16 protein-coding genes are annotated in these 18365 nt (G+C 42.0%); 1 reads left to right on the top strand and 15 read right to left on the bottom strand.

The window, feature by feature from the left end; genetic code table 11:
* Positions 1–16: 16 nt before the first annotated feature.
* The 7 genes from EU556_RS09400 to EU556_RS09370 form a co-directional block, all read right to left on the bottom strand.
* A complete protein-coding gene (locus tag EU556_RS09400; protein WP_135433520.1) occupies positions 17–1255 on the bottom strand; it encodes a glycosyltransferase in 1239 nt (412 codons plus the stop codon).
* A 68-nt stretch (positions 1256–1323) separates the two neighbouring features.
* Positions 1324–2400, bottom strand: a complete 1077-nt coding sequence (locus EU556_RS09395; protein ID WP_135433518.1) for an acyltransferase family protein — start codon at positions 2398–2400, stop codon at positions 1324–1326.
* A gap of 49 nt (positions 2401–2449) precedes the next feature.
* Positions 2450–3349, bottom strand: a complete 900-nt coding sequence (locus EU556_RS09390) for a glycosyltransferase family 2 protein (protein WP_167855525.1) — start codon at positions 3347–3349, stop codon at positions 2450–2452.
* 64 nt (positions 3350–3413) lie between these two features.
* Positions 3414–4313: a glycosyltransferase family 2 protein gene (locus tag EU556_RS09385; protein WP_135433515.1), complete on the bottom strand. Its 900-nt coding sequence runs from the start codon at positions 4311–4313 to the stop codon at positions 3414–3416.
* Between the two features lie 10 nt (positions 4314–4323).
* The gene (locus tag EU556_RS09380) at positions 4324–5613 is read right to left on the bottom strand and encodes a glycosyltransferase family 4 protein (RefSeq protein WP_210116254.1); all 1290 of its coding nucleotides are present in this window, start codon (positions 5611–5613) and stop codon (positions 4324–4326) included.
* A gap of 26 nt (positions 5614–5639) precedes the next feature.
* Entirely contained in the window at positions 5640–6839 is a 1200-nt protein-coding gene (locus tag EU556_RS09375) for a glycosyltransferase family 4 protein (protein WP_135433511.1), read from the bottom strand.
* 58 nt (positions 6840–6897) lie between these two features.
* Positions 6898–8670 (bottom strand): ABC transporter ATP-binding protein, encoded by a 1773-nt coding sequence (locus EU556_RS09370; protein WP_135433509.1) that lies wholly within the window; start codon positions 8668–8670, stop codon positions 6898–6900.
* Between the two features lie 268 nt (positions 8671–8938).
* Between EU556_RS09370 and EU556_RS09365 the strand changes: the two genes are divergently transcribed.
* A complete protein-coding gene (locus tag EU556_RS09365) occupies positions 8939–9892 on the top strand; it encodes a glycosyltransferase family 8 protein (RefSeq protein WP_135433508.1) in 954 nt (317 codons plus the stop codon).
* 191 nt (positions 9893–10083) lie between these two features.
* On the opposite strand, the gene EU556_RS09360 is transcribed toward EU556_RS09365, so the two are convergent.
* The 8 genes from EU556_RS09360 to rfbG are packed head-to-tail and all read right to left on the bottom strand — an operon-like array spanning position 10084 to position 18365.
* Positions 10084–11025, bottom strand: coding sequence for a glycosyltransferase family 8 protein (locus EU556_RS09360; protein ID WP_135433506.1), 942 nt, complete (start codon positions 11023–11025; stop codon positions 10084–10086).
* Positions 11026–11057: 32 nt separating this feature from the next.
* Positions 11058–12104, bottom strand: coding sequence for a glycosyltransferase family 2 protein (locus EU556_RS09355; RefSeq protein WP_135433505.1), 1047 nt, complete (start codon positions 12102–12104; stop codon positions 11058–11060).
* On the bottom strand, positions 12098–13138 hold the full coding sequence (locus EU556_RS09350; protein WP_210116253.1) for a glycosyltransferase: 1041 nt from the start codon (positions 13136–13138) through the stop codon (positions 12098–12100). The genes EU556_RS09355 and EU556_RS09350 overlap by 7 nt, the downstream gene beginning before the upstream one ends.
* Positions 13117–14058 carry a glycosyltransferase family 2 protein gene (locus EU556_RS09345; RefSeq protein WP_167855520.1) on the bottom strand — a complete coding sequence of 314 codons (942 nt, stop codon included), beginning with the start codon at positions 14056–14058 and terminating at the stop codon, positions 13117–13119. Before EU556_RS09345 ends, EU556_RS09350 begins: the two co-directional genes overlap by 22 nt.
* Positions 14059–14062: 4 nt before the next feature.
* Entirely contained in the window at positions 14063–15079 is a 1017-nt protein-coding gene (locus EU556_RS09340; protein ID WP_135433500.1) for an SDR family NAD(P)-dependent oxidoreductase, read from the bottom strand.
* Positions 15080–15081: 2 nt separating this feature from the next.
* Complete coding sequence (gene rfbH / locus EU556_RS09335; RefSeq protein ID WP_245327542.1) at positions 15082–16446, bottom strand: lipopolysaccharide biosynthesis protein RfbH; 1365 nt, start codon at positions 16444–16446, stop codon at positions 15082–15084.
* Positions 16403–17299, bottom strand: coding sequence for an NAD-dependent epimerase/dehydratase family protein (locus tag EU556_RS09330; RefSeq protein WP_135433499.1), 897 nt, complete (start codon positions 17297–17299; stop codon positions 16403–16405). The genes rfbH and EU556_RS09330 overlap by 44 nt, the downstream gene beginning before the upstream one ends.
* Positions 17292–18365: a CDP-glucose 4,6-dehydratase gene (gene rfbG / locus EU556_RS09325; protein ID WP_135433497.1), complete on the bottom strand. Its 1074-nt coding sequence runs from the start codon at positions 18363–18365 to the stop codon at positions 17292–17294. Before rfbG ends, EU556_RS09330 begins: the two co-directional genes overlap by 8 nt.

The raw sequence follows: 18365 nt of genomic DNA, 5'->3' as shown, positions 1-18365 counted from the left end.
ATTAGGCCAGCTACGCTTATTCGGCTAACACCTCATCAATCAGCTTTTGCCAACGACGAAATGTATTCTCGTGGGTGAAATCGTTTGAGCGCTGCCTGGCTGCTTGCCCGAGCTGCCGACAGCGTCCTTTATCCTGCAGCAAGTTCCGCAGTGTGTCAACCCAAACCTGCTGATCGGTAGTGCGCGTTGTGGCATCGGTCAACATCGGCATCAGCACACCATATTCGGCCCACTCGGCGGTTCGGATGGGTTGAGTCGGCGTGACCGATTCGGGAGCCAGCATCTCTCGAGGGCCCGTTGGGCAATCGGTGCTCACCACCGGCACTCCGCAAGTCATTGCTTCTCCCAGCGCCAATGGAAACCCTTCCCATGCCGAAGGAAACACGAAAGCCGTAGCTGGACGGATGTATTGAAAAGGATTGTGCTGCAACCCTACGAAATACACATCATACTCAGGGGTCAACTCCGCATCAGTCCAGGCTTCGTACACCCGCAGGCCCAAGGCGCGGGCGTACTGCGTTAATTCAGAACGTAGCTCACCGTCGCCGATGAAAACCAACTTAGCAGGCTGTACTTTTTGTAGCTCGGCGAAAATATCAAGCAGGGGCGCTTGATTTTTCTGAATAGCTAGCCGACCAGAGGTGACTAGAATAGGCGCTGAGTCATACACCGCCTGCATAGCCGCGGGCAACGCCTCCTGCGCCCGTTCCCATACGCTTTCCACCTCAAACGAATTATTGATTGCACTCAGTTTGCGAGCATCAACGCCGTAGTCATTCACCATCTCAGGAATGATGTCCCGGCTGACGCACACAATTCGGTCGGCTCGCTTGTAGAGCATAGGCATAAGCACGTCCTTGCGTAGCCATCCGGTGAAGCCACTAATGTTGCGGTCATGTGTTTTAGACCCTTGAATGAGAAGAATAATTTTCTCTTTGCCTTTGCTAAGCAGGTTAACGTAATCGGCACCTTCCAAATGACTAATACAGATGTCCGTCCGAAGCCGTTTCTTAAGCAGCTTCAGTTGACTTACGCGCCGGAAGAAGTTCCTTACCTTTTGGACTGGTCCACCTCCACCGCCTACCTGCAAACTTTTTACGGGGTTCCCGGAAGGGTAGAGGTTTTCCAAGTCGAGGTCGAAGACAGCCTCTGTTATGTTGTAGTATTTACTGAGTTCCACACTGTGGTCGTGAAAAGCGCGTTGCGCTCCCCCCAAGCCCAGGTTCGGAATGACCATTAAAAGATTTTTGCGCATTGAAGCAGACTACGTGAATATGAGGCGTTACTAAAAGACCTGGTTTTATCGAGTAAGGTCACTAAAGTTTATGCCCGAGCTTTACCGTACTTCTTGGCTAATTCAATGAAAGGCCGCTCTATAAAATAGTAGAATATATAAGCCCCTACTAAAGCAAATACAATACAGAGCAGCGTGATAATCACCTTATTAATTTCTGTATCTGGGGTAACAACCCGAATCAGCACGAATTCGCAAGTCGTGCCCAGTAGCACATGTATTAGATAAAAAGAGTAGGAGATTTTACCAATTAATGCGAATAGCCTGTCCTGGACACTAGTGAAAAGAATGGCAAATGATGTTAGCACACCTACTAGAGTAATAGCTAATCCAAGCTGCCAGTAAGCCAAGGCAATAAAAATAGCCATTACTACCCCAAACTCCTGCTTACCTACTCGTCCTTGGTGATAGAGCAGCGTAATACCTCCCATAGCAAACAGGGAGCTAAAATGGAAGAAGTTGCGGAAGTCTGAGAAAGGAAGAAACTGTAATAAACTTACCAGCAAGTAGACTACTACAAATTTCCAGAGGCTTTTGCTTTCAAAGAGGAACCCAAAAAACAACCCAATGAAAATGTAAAACTGGAACTCAATGGCCAGCGTCCAAAAGATGCCTACTACCCACTTATACTGAGTAAAGGGTGCTGTAAAGAGCAGATTGTGAAAAATCTGTGCTAAGGAGATTTCTCCTGTATATACACGGTTGTGATTAATGAAATGATCAATCATAAACCATTGCGCCAATACTAGGCCCATGGCTACATATGCAGGCGGGTTGATACGTATAATACGCTTCATCATGTAAGAGCCAAACTCTCTTACTGAATAGTTCTTACCTAATAAGCTGTACGGTATAATAAATCCTGAGATAACGAAGAAAATATCTACGCCCAGCCACCCATAGGCGAAGGTTGGCTTCATGTATATATTAATGACCTTTGGTAGAGCCGCCCCGGAGAAGTGATATAAACACACACTTAGCGCAGCTATAGCACGCAGAAAGTCCAGCCCATGAATGTATTTTTTTTCGGGTTTTATTGGTGTATTGCGGTCAGCTATAGCAGCCTCTATTGTATTAGAGGAGCTTGCAGAAGAAGGAGTAGTCATGAAGACAATTAAGACGATTACCGGTAATGTTGTGTGCAGCCCCGAAGGCTTAAAACAAATGTTTGACCGAAGCTAGAAATCGCCGTCGTCCTACCACTGTGGGGTCCTCCTTCACGGCTTTCCACAAATAGCGCAGGGTTTTTAGCCGATGCTGCTTGCTGAGTGCCATGGTCAAGGTGATAAATGTATAGCGGTCAGCTACAAACTTGTGAGTTTGACCAGGAAAGCGCCGAGCGAAATCGGGGTTTTGCCTTATTAGCTGAGCGAACAATTCATCGCGTGCACGCACTGCTTCTGGCGCAATTGTATTGAGGCTACGTCCATCATGCTCACGTAAGCAGAAAGTTTTTTGCCGGACCGGGTGAAAAGTATACTTGGTTGCCAGCCGCAACCATAGTTCCCAATCCTCGGCGCTGGCCAAACGACGATCCTCCTCGAATGGATTTGCTTGGGCAATATCACGTCGAACAAACACAGTATTGCATGCTAGGGGATTATCGTGCAGCAATGCTTCGTTAGTGCTGCCCAAAAATTCGCAGACTTCACTCATAACACGGTCCTGCCCATCTAAGCGCTCATAACCAGTGTGAACTATCTCTACTAGACCATGCTGATCAAGAAAATCCTTCACTACTCGCAGGTGGTTGGGGTACATCTCATCGTCAGAGTCAAAGAAATTGATGTACTGGCCTAGTGCGCGTTGGGCACCGTAGTTACGGGCTGCTCCCCTTTCGCCATTTTCCTTGTAGTAGTAGCGCACCCGCGAGTCAGTTATCTGTGTTACTACCTCCCGTAAGTTGTCACGGCTACCATCATCAACCAGTATTAATTCAAAGTTCTTATACTCCTGCTCGAGGATGGCCTGCACTGTATCTTGAATAATATCCGCCCGATTGTAGCAGGGCACAACGATGGAGAAAAATGGAGCTGAGAAAGCAGGAGATGTCACTGAAGAAAAGATAAGTTCGTGGAGTAGCAGCGAACTACCGATATATGGCAAGCAGAGCAGAAGTCTACAAGGGTTTACCGAGCAGCAATTTACCGTACTGCTGCAGCATATGCTGTCGATGCTCCGAGTTTCCCCGCATCAGCAAGAAGTTGGCCATTTTTGCCAAGTAGTAGGCCTTTGTCGTTGTCCACCCATACTCACGCTGTAAGAAAGTATCTTCATTTTGCAGAATCATATTTCCTTGATTGAGGCGCTTCTCCTTTTTCGTGCTCTGCGAGAAGTGGTGCATCACCCGCGCCTCGGGTATATATTTCACGGTGTAGCCTAGCTTACGCACCATGTAACTCCATTGCAAATCCTCGGCGTACATGAAAAAATCATCAGCGAGATGACCGCCAGGCATTTTCTCGATTACTTCACGCTTAAGATGATAGTAAGTTCCCCATACCCAGTCAGGGTACAGTGGTTTGTCGTACGAGAAGAAAGCACCTTGTAGAATACGGCCGCGCTGTTCGTCCGACATAAACTTCTGCAGGCGCAGCAGTTCAACTAGCTGCAAACTGATGGACGGAAATCTTCCGCACGAGTGCTGTACTCGCCCATCTGGATATTCAAGACGAGCCGTCACTAACCCTAAGGTAGTCTCCCACTGCAAGGCTTGATAGGTTAAGGTTAGAGCGTCATTCAGGCAGGCAGCATCACTATTGAAAAGCAGCACCGTTTCACCACTGGCGTACTCAATACCTAAATTATTTCCCTTGGCAAAGCCCGAGTTATTAGGGTTGCGAACCAGCTTAATTGACGGGAAACGCTGCTTGAAAAGTCCGGGGTCACATTCGGTTGAAGCGTTATCTACGACAATAATTTCATAGCTAACCCCTCGGGTATGCTTAATGATGGATTCAACGGCCTCGCTGGTGAGCTGAAAGGTGTTGTAATTAATGATGATAACGGAAACCTGCATGCAGAATCTACTACTTGGTTGAAGCCAACACGTGGGTATACAACTGCTCGTGTGCAGCTATAAACTGATCCATATCAAACCGACGTCGAATAGCAAGAGCGGCTTCTCCGTGCTTATTAAGCAAAGTTGCATCGTCTACATATCGGGCCATATGGGATAATAGGCTGGAAATACAAGGAGTCGAATCCTCCTCCATTTCAATCAGGAATCCTCCTGGCTCAGCATTATCTGGTGTAATGACTTCAGGAATTCCGCATAAGTCACTACCAATGACGGGCACTCGGTGCTCGAAAAATTCCACAATACTCAACGGCAACCCTTCTGAAAAACTAGAGGGCACAATCCCTACATCACATACCGACATATAGTAATGAGGATCATCGACATTACCCACAAAAATAATATCTGGATGTTGAGTACCGAGTTCAGCTTTAATTTCCTGAATGCAAGGCCCATCCCCCATGCACAGCCAATTGAAGTGGCGCTGGGGATACTGCTGCTTTAATTGTTGATAAGCAGCAAGGGCGAAACGCCAACCCTTTTGCTCAGTGCCACGGGCTATCATTCCAAACACCAAAGCATTAGGCATAATACCTAAGCTTTCTTTAATAGTAGTCGGCACTGGCAAGGATTTATTATAGCGCAATACTCCGTTATATATGGTAGTGACGGGTACTGTGAGTGGTACAGCAATAGGTGTAGTGCTCTGGTTGCTTTTGAGACTATCATACTCAGCCTTATGATCAGAGGCGAGTACCTTTTCTCCGTAAGCTCGCAGTTTCTCAGAGCTTTCGTGAGTGGTTCCTTCACGAAGTACCCGCGCGGTATAGTGCGACACCGCTATGATGGCTTTTGCCTGATTAGCGTATGGATAAAAGGAAGTATCACCAACCTTTAACAGCATCGTATAGCCGTTATGATCGGTAACAACAATAGGAACAGAAAGCAAGCGAGCTACTTTGGCCAGTTTAGAATATTTAGTCAATATCTCATGTCCATGCACTAATTCAATTCTATGCCTGACAATCATGAAGAGAAAAACGAATGTTTTGCACAGTTCATGAAATCCAGCGTAACCCGTAAGGCGCTTAAGCAAACCGTTTATTTTCCATAGTGCCTTGTTGAGTGTTGGATAGCAGGTTATATCAAGCAGCCTCACCTCTGGCTTTAAGTACGCTTTTACCATTCCAGCGTCCACTAATTGTTCGCCATGGTTAAAGTAAAATACTTCATGCTTTTCAGCCATACCAGAGGCTAATGTTAAGGCGACTACATGCGAGCCGGCCTTTTGCAAATTCATTGTAGTGTATAATATTCGCATGAGCATTATTTATTAAAATATGAGCTCACAGATGTCTGAAATGCATGCTCATATTTCGTCGCACAAGTTGCCATCATGAATTGTCGACTGGCCTGCAGAGCATTGGAGGCATGAGACGTATACAAGTCAGGCTGCTCATAGTACTGTTGCATAGCAGCAGTCAGCGCGGGTAAGTTAGGGGTGTACGTGGCTGACTCAATAGGCACTAATAAACCAGTTGGACCAGTTGGCGGCTCAAGCAATTCAGGAATTCCTCCTACTTGAGTTGCAATAGATGGCTTGCCGCTTACCATATACTCAATTACTGCCAAGGGTAGGGCTTCTGCACGGAAGTATGTTGGTAATAGGCCTACTTGAAAACAAGCCACATAAAAATCAGGATTGGGGACTTGACCGGTGAAGATAATGGTGGTATCTTCCATATACTTAGCTGCCAACTGTTGTAAATACGGACTACCACCTACAAGCACCAGATATAGTGGCTGCCCTTTGGGCTTTACCTCCGCCTTAACCCGCTGGAAAGCTTTGATAGCATACTCCCATCCCTTATCCTCTCGCCCCCTTGCTACCATACCGAACACGAAAGCATCGGCTGGGATGTGTAACTGCTTTCGAACTTCAGCCGCATCATGTGCTTCTGTTACGACGCCATTATATACCGTTTCGATAGTAGGCAGCTCAGGAAAAGCCTGTTCTAAATTATGCTGGCAGTAATAAGAAACTGTTAAAATACGTTGGGCTGCCTGGAGTATTGGAAGAAAGTCGCGCCGTCCCTCCAGCAAAAACTTATTGTATTCGCCATGCTCTGTAATGACCAGAGGAATACCAAACTGCTTTGCCAAAGGGGCGCAGATGGTATCCGAAACGGTTGCGTGGCTGCTGACTACCTCAATCTGATAGCGCCTTAGACATTCCGCCAGATAAGCCTGTTGCCGACGCTGGTAAAATCTAGCCGGACGTCCTAAGCGTTGCTGTAGCGCATTGATTTTATAGGCCCAGAAGCTGCTTATCGGATTATCCGCCATAGATAGCACTTTAACTCCCTGTGGCAACAAGCGAGCCACTAGTGCAGGGTCAACCAGCTCTGCGTGTTGGTTGAATACAAATACTTCGTGACCACGGCGGTACAGCTCGGCAGCAAGGTTCATAGCCAACACCTCGCCTCCTCCTACCTGCAACGACCATGTGGAAATCAGGACTCTCATTAATGTACTCTATCGTTAACCAAACCCGACATTCACTGCATACATACATGAACAATGCCTATACATGCCGCTCGATCAACTCGTCATAAGTGTGAACCGCTACGATCTGTCCGTTCTTAAGTTCATAAATTCGGTCACACTGACGCAGTGTGGTTATGCGGTGCGCAATAATCAGAATGGTGATGTCAGTGGCCGAAAGCTTGTTAATAGCTTCACTAACTTCCTTTTCAGTTTGAGTATCCAGCGCACTAGTAGCTTCATCCATCACCAGAATCTGGGTCTGTTTGTACATGGCCCGCGCGATACCAATACGTTGGCGCTGTCCACCAGATAACCGAGCACCTCGTTCACCCGAAACTGTATCAAGCCCTTGTGGCAAGGAGGCAACAAAATCAGCTAGAGAAGCTTGCTCTAAAGCATATTGTAATCGTTGCGGATCAGGATCTGTTTCACCTAGAGTAATATTATCGCGAAGAGAGGCCTGCATCAAGAAGGTATCCTGCTTAACGTAGCCTACTAACCGATGCCATGCTTCAGTATTGTCTAAGCGAAGTGGCACCCCATCAGCCCTAATTTCGCCTGACTGTTGAGTATAAAACCGTAAGAGTAAGTTCATTAAAGTGGTTTTACCAGAGCCAGAGCTTCCAATGAAACCAATCTTTTCTCCCTTTTTTATAGAAAAACTTACTCCGTTTAATACAGGTGTAGTGCTACCAGGAAATGTAAAAGAGATATTGTCAAATTCGATTTGATTATGAAAGCTGATAGTTTGTTCCTGCTTAATTACATGCTCCTTCCATTGTAGCTCCTCGTAAGCATCCAAAGCCTCTAATGTGTATAGATGATGCTTCATCGTCACCATGCTAGCTAAAATGCGGTTTACGGAAGGCATTAATTTATATGCTGCCGCAGCAAACAGGCCAACAATGGTAATTAGATTACTAGAGTCATCCGAAAACAAAAGCGAATAGACAATAATAGTGCTTACCGCTAGGATAGACACCATCTCGATTATACGTACTGGTATTAGTCCATATACATAAGCTTTAGCATCTAAAGCTTGCATAAGAGCCTGATTTTCGTTGATTCGCTGTCGAAAGAGTTGTAGTTTATGTGCAAGTTTAAGTTCTACATAACCAGCAAACGTATCACTTACGATTCCGTAAGCCTTAGGCGCTTGCAAATCTCGCTGGTGGCCTAACTCTTGAGAACGATTCCGTAATACTTTATATGTGATGATAGTAGCGGGTACAAGAGCAACAGCAAGTATTACAAATAAAGTAGGCTGATAAAATAGAATGCCTAGTACTACTATCAAGACTATAACTGCTTCTGATAGTAATACTAACATCTGCCTAATAATGCCATTTAAATATGCATTAGGAACTGTCAATACCTCGTTAACCACCTCAAAAGTTCCTATTTCTTGAAACTTCCAAAAAGGCAAACCTATATATTTAACATACTGGCTATCAATAATTTTGAGAGCTATACTAGCCGTAAACTGCACTTGTTTATAATTTATCCAACTTATAAATAGATTCTTGATAAGAAAGAAAATAAATATAAAGCCGACTAAACTTATAAAGAATATGGTCTCGCTTTTGAATCCAATAGCATTATATAAGATTGAAGACCATTGATGCTCTTTAAAAGAACCAGGTTTTGATGCCAGTGTAACTACTGGAATTAGTGAGGCAAGGCCGAACACATCTAAGAATGATGCAAATATCTGCAGTAAAAATACTACAAAAGCTTGCTTCTTTTCCGCTGGAGAAAGGTAGCGTATGATGCTATTAGTAGCCTCTATTAAAATATTTCCTTTTAGCATCTTCCCTTTGAATGTTCTGGAATGTGCAACTAGCAACTTCCAGCCCGATGTCTCGGCCTTGGTTACTTAGTTCAATCACTGAATTAGCAAAGGTACGGCATAAACCCTGTAATGGCTCTACTATCTGTACTATCAGCCAAGGTGAAGGATACCTAACTCTCTCGCTCTTTAATAGTTATTTATCGAGTTTGTGTAACTTTTTTGGTATGAGGGCAACCTAGTATTTAGACATATATCCTTACATTTGTCTTTAAAAACAAACGGGTATATGGTTGAAAAATCTACAATTCACTTAGGCTTTTCATTTGATAAAGGGTACCTTTCCCCTTTTTATGTGCTATTAGCTTCAATCTTTAACCATAATAAAGAACATAGTATTGGCATTCATGCTATTGCTACTGGCATTTCTGATGCCGACAAGAGTTCTCTCGATACTTACGTTAAAAGTAATGGCGGTGACATAAGTTTTTACAGTATCGATCCATCTTTAGTAGAAGGATTCGCTCTACCTGATCATGAGGGAGCCCATTTAACTATAGCGACATATTACCGCTTATTCTTCGCAGACCTAGTTCCAGAATCGGTAAAGAAAATTATTTATATAGATATAGATACTGTAGTAGTTGGAGACCTACTTCCTTTGTATCAAACAGATAATGGCGATAATCCGATTGCAGCTGTACCTGATGATTGGATGCCGATCCGCCCTGAACTTGGCATAACAGAAACAGGAGAGTATTTTAATGCTGGAGTAACATTAATTGATATTGATTTATGGAAAAAGAAAAATGTTAAGGAAAGAGTAGTTGAGGTAGTGTATAAACACCCAGAGCGCATAAAAAATTTCGCTGACCAGGACGCACTCAATATGGTATTGGTTGGCAATTGGTATAAACTTGACCCTAAGTATAACCTAACTGGCATCCACTGTCCAAATACAACCGACAGAAAAATTCTAGATAGTTTTTTAAAAGATAAAGTTATTATTCACTTTAGCGGGCCAAAACCGTGGAATATTTTAACGGAATGCACTCACGTTTATGGTTATAAATGGTTTCAATATCAGTCCTTATCACCTATGAGGTCAAATCTAAAATACCTTGATATTAGATTTTCTCCACATTTTGCTAAAAAGTTATTGTATAATAAATTATTGAATTTTTATTTAAAAACTCCGATGTTAGGATCAGTTAAGCGGGCTATCTTAGGCCATAGACCATAATTTTTTTTACAAAAAAGGGGGTGCCATATAAATGGCACCCCCTTTTTTACGGTAGTCGTGAAGGCAATGCTTCTTAAGGCAATATACCATCTAAAGGCTTATCTATAATTGAAGATTTACCGATGATTGCAACTAGTCAAACCAATTTTTTTTATCTAAAGGGTACTATATGCGAACTAGTTATTATATGTTCACTTTAATGCTTTTTTCAATTTTCGCCATATAAACATTAATTCTGGATGATCGAAGTAGAATTCTACCATCCTTGCTCTAAACAGTTTATTTCTTTTCTCACTTGTGAGATTAACCTTAACAACTTTACCTGCTTCTGGCCGCGGAGACAGATTGGCAAATCCCTTATATATATAACGTAGTCTATGTTCACAATCGCTAAACCATGGTTTTTTTCCGTTATAGTGTATAATTTTCTGATCTTCAACGAATTTGTTTAGATTTCTTCTAGGCACCTCATTTGGCACATACAAGCGCATTAAATTATACTCAACCGGAAGTTTATACCAGTTGTCTTTCAATACTATATTAAGTGCATCTTGATCAGGGTATCCCTTGATAAGCTCGGGCTCTTGTTTAATTATTTGTAGTGCCTTCTCAGTTATACGCTGTTTTTTCCATTCATTAATATCTACTAATAAAACTCCTGAATTAAAGTAATCATCAACAGATTCAATACCCAGATCTCTTCTAACTGGCATATCAGTATCAGTAACAGCTGCTACTGGTTTTCCCTGCATATCTATTAAGAATAGATCACTCAAATCACCTACTACAAGAGTGTCTACATCAATATAGAGAAGTCTTGCAATGGTTTCTTCAATTAAAAACGGAAAGAATAGTCTATAGTATATTGCTACACTTAAATAATTATCTTCATGATCAGGCAATATAAATTGACTTACATCATCAATATCATTATCATAAAAATTAACTTCCGCTTCTTTAGAATGAACAAATGCGGTTATTTCTTTTTCAGCAGCGGAAGAAAGCCCCGTTGCAATTAAATGAACACAAATATCAGCTCCTTTATTATTCAAAAATATAGAGGTGAGCAGCACGAAAAACGGGTTTAAGTACTGTTCGTCAAAGGCTAGTGCTATATGTATGCTTTTTCTCATGCTTCAAACTTCAAGTTTAGTTTAGCAGGCTATTACGGCCACCGAAAATCTTTGTTTTCAGCCAATAGTGGAATAGCCCAGCTTTCAATTTTTTCAACATCCTTCATGACGTTTTTTGAAAGTTGATTATACCACTTTAACCTCGAGTAATACTCTGCCAACATAAGTTGGTAATACTCTTCTTTAGGCATTACCCAGTAAGCTACATGCTGTTTTAGTGTCAGTAGGCTTGAATGTTCAAACCACTTTTTGAAAAATTGAATTTTGAACATTAAAGGACTAAACTTTTTGCCTGCTCTAACTACATCAATAATAATTGCGTAGAGAGACATGTAATAGCTCACATATCCTAAAACCTCATAATTCTGCTTTAATTTATCCCACGTCAATCTTCCTATGGGCATGTAGTGCTTGAACCTTAATTCAGTGGAGTAGTAAGCCTGCTTTCCTAAAAGCGCTAGGCCTAACCCTAACTCTGAATCTTCTCCAGCAGCCTTACCTGGTAGTTTGCTTGTCAGAAAGGACAGCCCCCTTTCACGGAGAGTTATCCAATCGTCACGCTTTATGATTAATCCGGCCCCCCAAACGTAAAAGTAGTTTTTAGGAAAATAGCAAGAGGCCTCGAAAGGGCCTCCTATTACCAATTGCTTAGTTATTCTCGGATCATTATACCAGGTAGGAGGAGATCCTTCAAGCACAGCTTCGCTCATCCCCTGTAAGATACTTACCTGTGGATGAGCAGCGAAAAGCGCGACAGCTTTAATGAGATAATCCGGATTCAGCCAATTGTCGTCATCTACTGTTAATATGTACGAGTATTGAGCCGAGTCATACCCATTTTCGACAGCATAGCCTTTGCCAGCACGTTTTTCTTCTATTACGTGAATTGGAAAAGGTTCTCCTAGATTTTTCCAGCTTTCAACTGCAAACGCCGCAGTTCCATCAGTAGAAGCATTATCAACGAATACTAATTCAGCTTTATAGTTACTGGGAAGCCGTAGTGCAGCAATATGCGCCAAAGTCGGAGTTAAACGACTTTTCCCATTGAAAGTGCAGAGAACTATTGAAAAACCTACCATCTATTCTCCTCTTTCTTTCGCTTTGCAGCTTCTTCTATTTTACAAAAATAGCTAATTAATTTTTTATATTCATTTCGGGCATTGAAATGCGCTTTCCATACCTCCATCTCATTTATTCTCTCAATGTTATAAACGTCCTTCACAGTAGTTTTATCCTTCACGTAAGAGTGATATACCATTGCAAAAGCATTGTTAGCGCTTTCCTTTTTGATTCTATCGATAGTCTCTTTTGTCCAACTTTTGTTTAATGGAGTTCCATGATATATTCTTTTGTAGAACAACAATTTATAATAAGACTTCATATGTCCTTTATAGAGCTTGATTAGATAACTCCATGTGAGTCTTTTCTCATCCATGTAGTGAAATAATCTAAGCTTGGACGAATAGTATAGCTCGTAGCCTAGAATAGCAGTTGCAAAGCAGAGCTCTGTATCTCCACCCGATGACAGTTCTTCTCCTTTTCTATCCAACATTTGTGACTTGAAGCCAAAGGCATCGAGTTCAGCAAATATCTTCCTTCTTATCACCATCCCAGCACCCGTAATGTATAATCTGTTAGGATCAACAGGACCATCTTGAGCTGCTTGCGGACCACAGGCGTAACCATCGCTAAAGTTATGAAACCAGCTAGGTATCTCCACATCGGCAATGGGAGTGTTCAGACCGCCTAATATTCCGATAGAATGATTAGCTGCCATAATGTCTACGGCATTTTGAACATAGTCCGGCTCTAGCCAATTATCATCGTCACAGAAAATAATGAGCTCCTGTGTTGAATTACGCATACCTGCTTCTCGGGCATGGGATAAACCAGGAGTAGATTCCTCTACAACTTTGAAAGGAACGGGGATATTATATTTTTCCCACTCCTTATTTGCCACAGAAGCCGTATCATCCGAAGAATTATTGTTAACCACAACAACCTCCCAAGGTATATGCTTGGAAACAATTTGGCCAGCTAGGTGCCTCAAAGTAGCTGGTAAACGAGGCACACTGTTATAGCAGCACACTATTATAGAGACACCAGTTTCCATTTTAGAGAGTTCTTTAAAGCCCATCTTTTAGCCCATTTCTTAAATTTATCCGTCTTAAAATATAGTGGATCTTTTCTAAGAATATATAAAGTATCTTTTAAGCTATGAAGGCCTTGGTACTGGTGGTTAAGACAAAATAGTATTGCTTTATTACTGACCCCCTTGCTTTTAAGCTTAAACAGTGTTCTCGGAACCTCTTCATAAGAAACTTCCTCATATTTATTACTCCAGCTAGATTGATGGTAAACACAATCTAAATAACATGACTCAAGTAGGCAAAACCCACCCATACTGGCTAACCCAGCGTTCAGTAACATAGGGTATGCCAGCAAACTGTCTTCTTCAGGGGGAGTATCTTCCATAAAACAGACGGCAGCATTTCTATTTATTACATTGGCTGTAATAAACATAAACCCTCCTGTATGGTGACTTTCCAATAGTTTACTTAACTCTTTAGAACCCTTATCTGTGATTATATCTCTATCTACAGAATAAAATTTAGGTATAATAATACTACCATCAATTCCTGAAACACATCTATGGTTTAAGTGTATTACATTCAACTGCCTATTGTCTTTGATGGTTGACAATACAGAAGCAACAGCTCTTACTTGAATAGGGTCATCATCACCGATAAGCCAAACAAATTCTCCTTTGGCTTTGGAAATTCCAAGTAAACAATTTCTAACAAGACCTATATTATTATTATTAACTATTATAGTTATCTTATTATCTAGTATTTTTTTCCATTTAGCACATATTTCTTTAGTCGCATCTTCAGACGCGTTATCACATACAACCAGCTCTATATTATCCCATTTATCGCCTATACTTTCAACTGCCCATCCAATTTGTTTATCAAGGTATTTACTTCGATTGTATGTTGGGATAACCAGAGAGAGAAGCAAAGCATTATCCATACTATTATTCATTTACCCATTGAATCATACTCTCGACACCAACTTCCTTAGACACGCTTGGTGACCATCCAAAATCATTCAATGCCTTATCAATTGAGGCAATAAAAACTTTTTGATCACTCTGTCGAACCGGCAACTTTTGATAAGCCATTTGAATAGACATCTTATCCTCTAACAGCTTAAACAGCTCTATTAATGAGAGGCTGTTATTTACTCCTCCTCCTATATTGTAAACGTTACCAGCTGTTGTCTCAATTTTATCAATAGCTTTAAAATAACATGATATTAAATCGGAAGCGAATAGCACATCACGAACTTGTTTACCTGTACCAGAAATTGTAAAAGGCTCTTTATTATGTCTATTCTTTATATTTACTGCTTGTTTTACAAACCATCCTATCCAACCTTGATCGAAGGTAGAAAATTGACGTCCTCCAAATATGGAAGAGTGCCTAAACACTACTGTCTTCAGCCCAAACATGCGGGCATAATCCAGCATGTACTGATCAGTAGCTCCTTTAGAACAGCCATATGGTGATTGAAAATTCAACCTTAAACTTTCATCAAATCCACTTTCATAACCCTTAGCAATAAACCTTGTATCTGTTTCAATATATTCAATATCTTCTAAATCCCCGTATACTTTGTTAGTAGAAGAATAAGTCACAATTGTATCAGGAGAAAATTTTCTAACTGATTCTAACACATTGTGACCACCCAATACATTTATTTCAAAATCGCGTCTTGGGTCATCTAATGAAGTAGTCATTGCTACTTGCCCAGCTAGATGAAACAAAACATCTGGTTTAACCTCCCTTACTGCTTTTTCTACATCATTATACGAGCGAATATCACTATTATAAAACTTAAAATCGCCTTTACTCTGCAGCCATTTTAGATTCAAAAATGCACCTTCTCTAGAGAGGTTGTCAAAAACAAATAACTCGGCTCCTTGCTTCAATACCTCAGCAGCTAGATTAGAGCCTAAAAAACCACATCCCCCAGTTATTAAGTATTTCATCCCTATTTGGCAAAAAATTTATTTAGTACTTCTACGATATAATCATAGTGCTGCTCTTCTAATCCTGGCCACACACCCAGCCAGAAAGAGCGATTCATAATTGTATCGGTGTTCTCTAAGCTACCTACTACTCGGTGTTCGATGCTTTGGTAAGCAGGCTGACGAAGCAAGTTGCCAGCAAACAGTAAGCGCGTACCTATTTTATGGTCTTCCAAATGCTGAATGAGGTCTTGGCGCTCGATTGGGCTGCCATCTCGAATTGTAAGTAGGAAACCAAACCAGCTTGGATCAGAATTAGGAGTAGCTTCGGGCAAGATAAAATGCTCTTCAAACTGCTTCATCTTTTGATACAGCATCGCATGGTTTTCGCGACGACGCTGCACGAAGTAATCGGCTTTGTTTAGCTGGCTCAGACCAATAGCAGCTTGCATATCAGTCACCTTCAGGTTAAAGCCAATGTGCGAATAGGTATACTTATGGTCATAGCCATACGGCAACTGGCCTAACTGCCAGCAAAAACGCTTATTGCACGTATTGTCCTTTCCTGGCTCGCAATAACAGTCGCGACCCCAGTCGCGGAAGCTTTCAGCCAGCATTTTCAGACGGATATTATTAATCAGCACGGCTCCTCCCTCACCCATCGTGATGTGATGAGCTGGGTAGAAGGACAGGGTGGCTAGGTCGCCGAAGGTGCCAGTTTTCTTTCCATTATAAGTAGCTCCTAGAGAGTCACAGTCATCTTCAATCACCCATAGGTTGTATTTCTGAGCCACGCGCATTACTTCATCAAGGTTAAATGGATTGCCCAGGGTATGGGCCATCATAATCGCCTTGGTCTTGGGTGTAACAGCCTGCTCAATCAGTTCGGCTTTGATGTTGTAGGTAGGAATATCTACGTCTACGAACACCGGCACGCAACCAAACTGCACCATAGGGTTCACAGTAGTCGGAAAACCAGCAGCTACCGTAATTATCTCATCACCGGGCTTAATAGCCCGGTCACCCAACTTCGGAGAGGTAAGGGCATAAAAAGCCACTAGGTTAGCCGACGAACCAGAGTTGACTACGAGAGAAGATTTACAACCAAACCACTTCGCTAGTTTTTGCTCGAACTTAGGGCCAAAGCGCCCAGTAGTGAGCCAGCCATCAAGCGTGGCGTCTACGCCATAAAGAAGATCCTCGGCATCTAATACCTTGCCTGTTACCGGCAGATAATCTTGGCCTGGAATAAAGATCTTCTTCGTATTGTCAGTAGCTTTCTGAGTAAGTAGCTCCTGTAATTGGTTGTCAAAGTTTTTATACATTTTTTTGGGCTTTTCTCTACTACTTGAAATAATAAGAGATGGTGTCTTGAAATGCTTTTTCAACAGGAGTTAGAACCAAATTAAGCTCTTTCGCTCTAGTAGAATTATTATAGAACACGCTGTTTTCATCAGCTCTTTGATCTATACGCCCCCATTGCCAAAGCTGAGGCTTATAGTCAGGTATCTGTTTACTTAGATTGAAAGCAATTTCTCTAAGTGAGCTAGCTACTCCACTACCTACATTTATTATATTATATTCTAAATCAAGAAATTTACCTTGTAATAAATTTTTAATAAACATGGCTAAATCTTTAACATAGAAATAGTCCCGCTTTTGCTCTCCACTCGAAAGTTCTATAGCTCGATTCTCATACTGAGAATTTAAAAGATATGGTATAAACTTACTGGATGTTTCATATGGGCCAAACATAGCAAAAGGCCGTAGTATCAAGAACTGAAGAGTATTACTTGAAGACAGCAAAAAATTACTAAATAAATATTTCGACATTCCATAATGGGTCATAGGAACACACGGGCTATCTTCAGTTATTACCTGAGTATTTAAGTCGTACTCGAAAGCTGTTCCAATTTGCAACCAGAATGGTTTAATAGAATGAGTGCATAGATAGCTTACAAACTCCTTAGGAAATTTGTAATTCACACCATACATTGTCTCTAAATCTACTTCCTCCTTAACTACCCCATATCCAGCGGAATTTATAATTACATCTGGGTTTAACTTTAATACATTATTCCAAGTTTCCTTTTTAGCTAAGTCAAAATATAGCCCTTTATCAGTATCATTACTGTCATGTTCTTGGCGACTTGTTAAAAACAAGTTAACCTCACCTGCCATAATTTCCTGAATGTGACGTCCGACAAAGCCACTTCCGCCAATTATTAATACCTTAAGCATAGTAATATGCTTCAATATCTGCGCGTACTAACTGGCTTGCAGCACTTTTATTAGCTTGTAATGCTTTGTACCAGTTCAGAGTCTTGTGAATAGCGTTTGCAGCAGTATACTTTGGTTGCCATTTTAATTTTGTAGTTGCCTTACTAATATCCAACTGCAAAAGGCCAGCTTCATGAGGCTGATTTGTGAGGCTTGGCTGCTCATAGCTTCCACTACCCCAGATTTTTAGTGCAATTGAAACCAAGTCTCCTACTGTCTTATTATCCTCTGCATGCGGGCCAAAATTCCAAGCTCCTCCATAATTAAGAGGCTCAGCAGCAAGTTTGGCCCCCAATACTAAGTAGCCCCCTAGTGGCTCCAATACATGTTGCCAAGGTCTCACAGATTTTGGATTGCGCACTTTTACAGGCTGCCCTAATTGCAGAGCCCGCACTATGTCCGGAATAATCCGGTCTTTGGCCCAGTCGCCGCCGCCAATTACGTTGCCTGCCCGCCCAACGGCAATACCTTTCCGGTGTTGCTCGTATGCGGCCGGGTTAAAGAATGATTGTACGTAGGAGTTGATAACCAATTCTGCACAGGCTTTGCTGGCGCTGTAAGGATCGTACCCACCTAAGCGGTCGGTTTCACGGTAGGGATATACCCACTCTTTATTCTCATATACCTTATCGGTGGTGATAAGAACGATAGTGCAGGGCTTCTCTAGCTTGCGCACTGCGTCTAAGACATAAGCTGTACCAATTGCGTTAATGGCAAAGGTGTCAGCCGGTATCTCATAGGAGAGGCGCACGAGTGGCTGGGCCGCTAGGTGAAATATAAAGTCGGGCTGGAATGATACAATTTCTGTTTCCAGCTTTTCTCTGTCGCGCAAATCAGCAATAATTGATTCACACAGTGTATCACCTTTAATGAGGTTATACAGATCATCTTCCTGTTCGGGAGCCAAGGCGTAGCCTTTCACTTGAGCGCCTAGCAAGTGTAGCCACTGTAAAAGCCAAGCTCCTTTGAAGCCAGTATGCCCAGTCAAGAAGACTTTTTTACCTTGGTAAACCGCTTTAAAATCCAT

It is taken from the genome of Hymenobacter fodinae (genome assembly GCF_004745825.1).
GTDB lineage: Bacteria > Bacteroidota > Bacteroidia > Cytophagales > Hymenobacteraceae > Hymenobacter > Hymenobacter fodinae.
Note: the sequence above shows the minus strand (reverse complement) of the source record. Positions and strands in the feature narration are given on the sequence as shown.

Excerpts from the sequence above, each read along its gene's own strand:
- EU556_RS09400 (WP_135433520.1), bottom strand. The coding sequence starts at position 1,255 with ATGCGCAAAAATCTTTTAATGGTCATTCCGAACCTGGGCTTGGGGGGA.
- EU556_RS09395 (WP_135433518.1), bottom strand. The coding sequence starts at position 2,400 with ATGACTACTCCTTCTTCTGCAAGCTCCTCTAATACAATAGAGGCTGCT.
- EU556_RS09385 (WP_135433515.1), bottom strand. The coding sequence starts at position 4,313 with ATGCAGGTTTCCGTTATCATCATTAATTACAACACCTTTCAGCTCACC.
- EU556_RS09380 (WP_210116254.1), bottom strand. The coding sequence starts at position 5,613 with ATGAATTTGCAAAAGGCCGGCTCGCATGTAGTCGCCTTAACATTAGCC.
- EU556_RS09375 (WP_135433511.1), bottom strand. The coding sequence starts at position 6,839 with ATGAGAGTCCTGATTTCCACATGGTCGTTGCAGGTAGGAGGAGGCGAG.
- EU556_RS09370 (WP_135433509.1), bottom strand. The coding sequence starts at position 8,670 with ATGCTAAAAGGAAATATTTTAATAGAGGCTACTAATAGCATCATACGC.
- EU556_RS09365 (WP_135433508.1), top strand. The coding sequence starts at position 8,939 with ATGGTTGAAAAATCTACAATTCACTTAGGCTTTTCATTTGATAAAGGG.
- EU556_RS09360 (WP_135433506.1), bottom strand. The coding sequence starts at position 11,025 with ATGAGAAAAAGCATACATATAGCACTAGCCTTTGACGAACAGTACTTA.
- EU556_RS09355 (WP_135433505.1), bottom strand. The coding sequence starts at position 12,104 with ATGGTAGGTTTTTCAATAGTTCTCTGCACTTTCAATGGGAAAAGTCGT.
- EU556_RS09350 (WP_210116253.1), bottom strand. The coding sequence starts at position 13,138 with ATGGAAACTGGTGTCTCTATAATAGTGTGCTGCTATAACAGTGTGCCT.
- EU556_RS09345 (WP_167855520.1), bottom strand. The coding sequence starts at position 14,058 with ATGGATAATGCTTTGCTTCTCTCTCTGGTTATCCCAACATACAATCGA.
- EU556_RS09340 (WP_135433500.1), bottom strand. The coding sequence starts at position 15,079 with ATGAAATACTTAATAACTGGGGGATGTGGTTTTTTAGGCTCTAATCTA.
- EU556_RS09330 (WP_135433499.1), bottom strand. The coding sequence starts at position 17,299 with ATGCTTAAGGTATTAATAATTGGCGGAAGTGGCTTTGTCGGACGTCAC.
- rfbG (WP_135433497.1), bottom strand. The coding sequence starts at position 18,365 with ATGGATTTTAAAGCGGTTTACCAAGGTAAAAAAGTCTTCTTGACTGGG.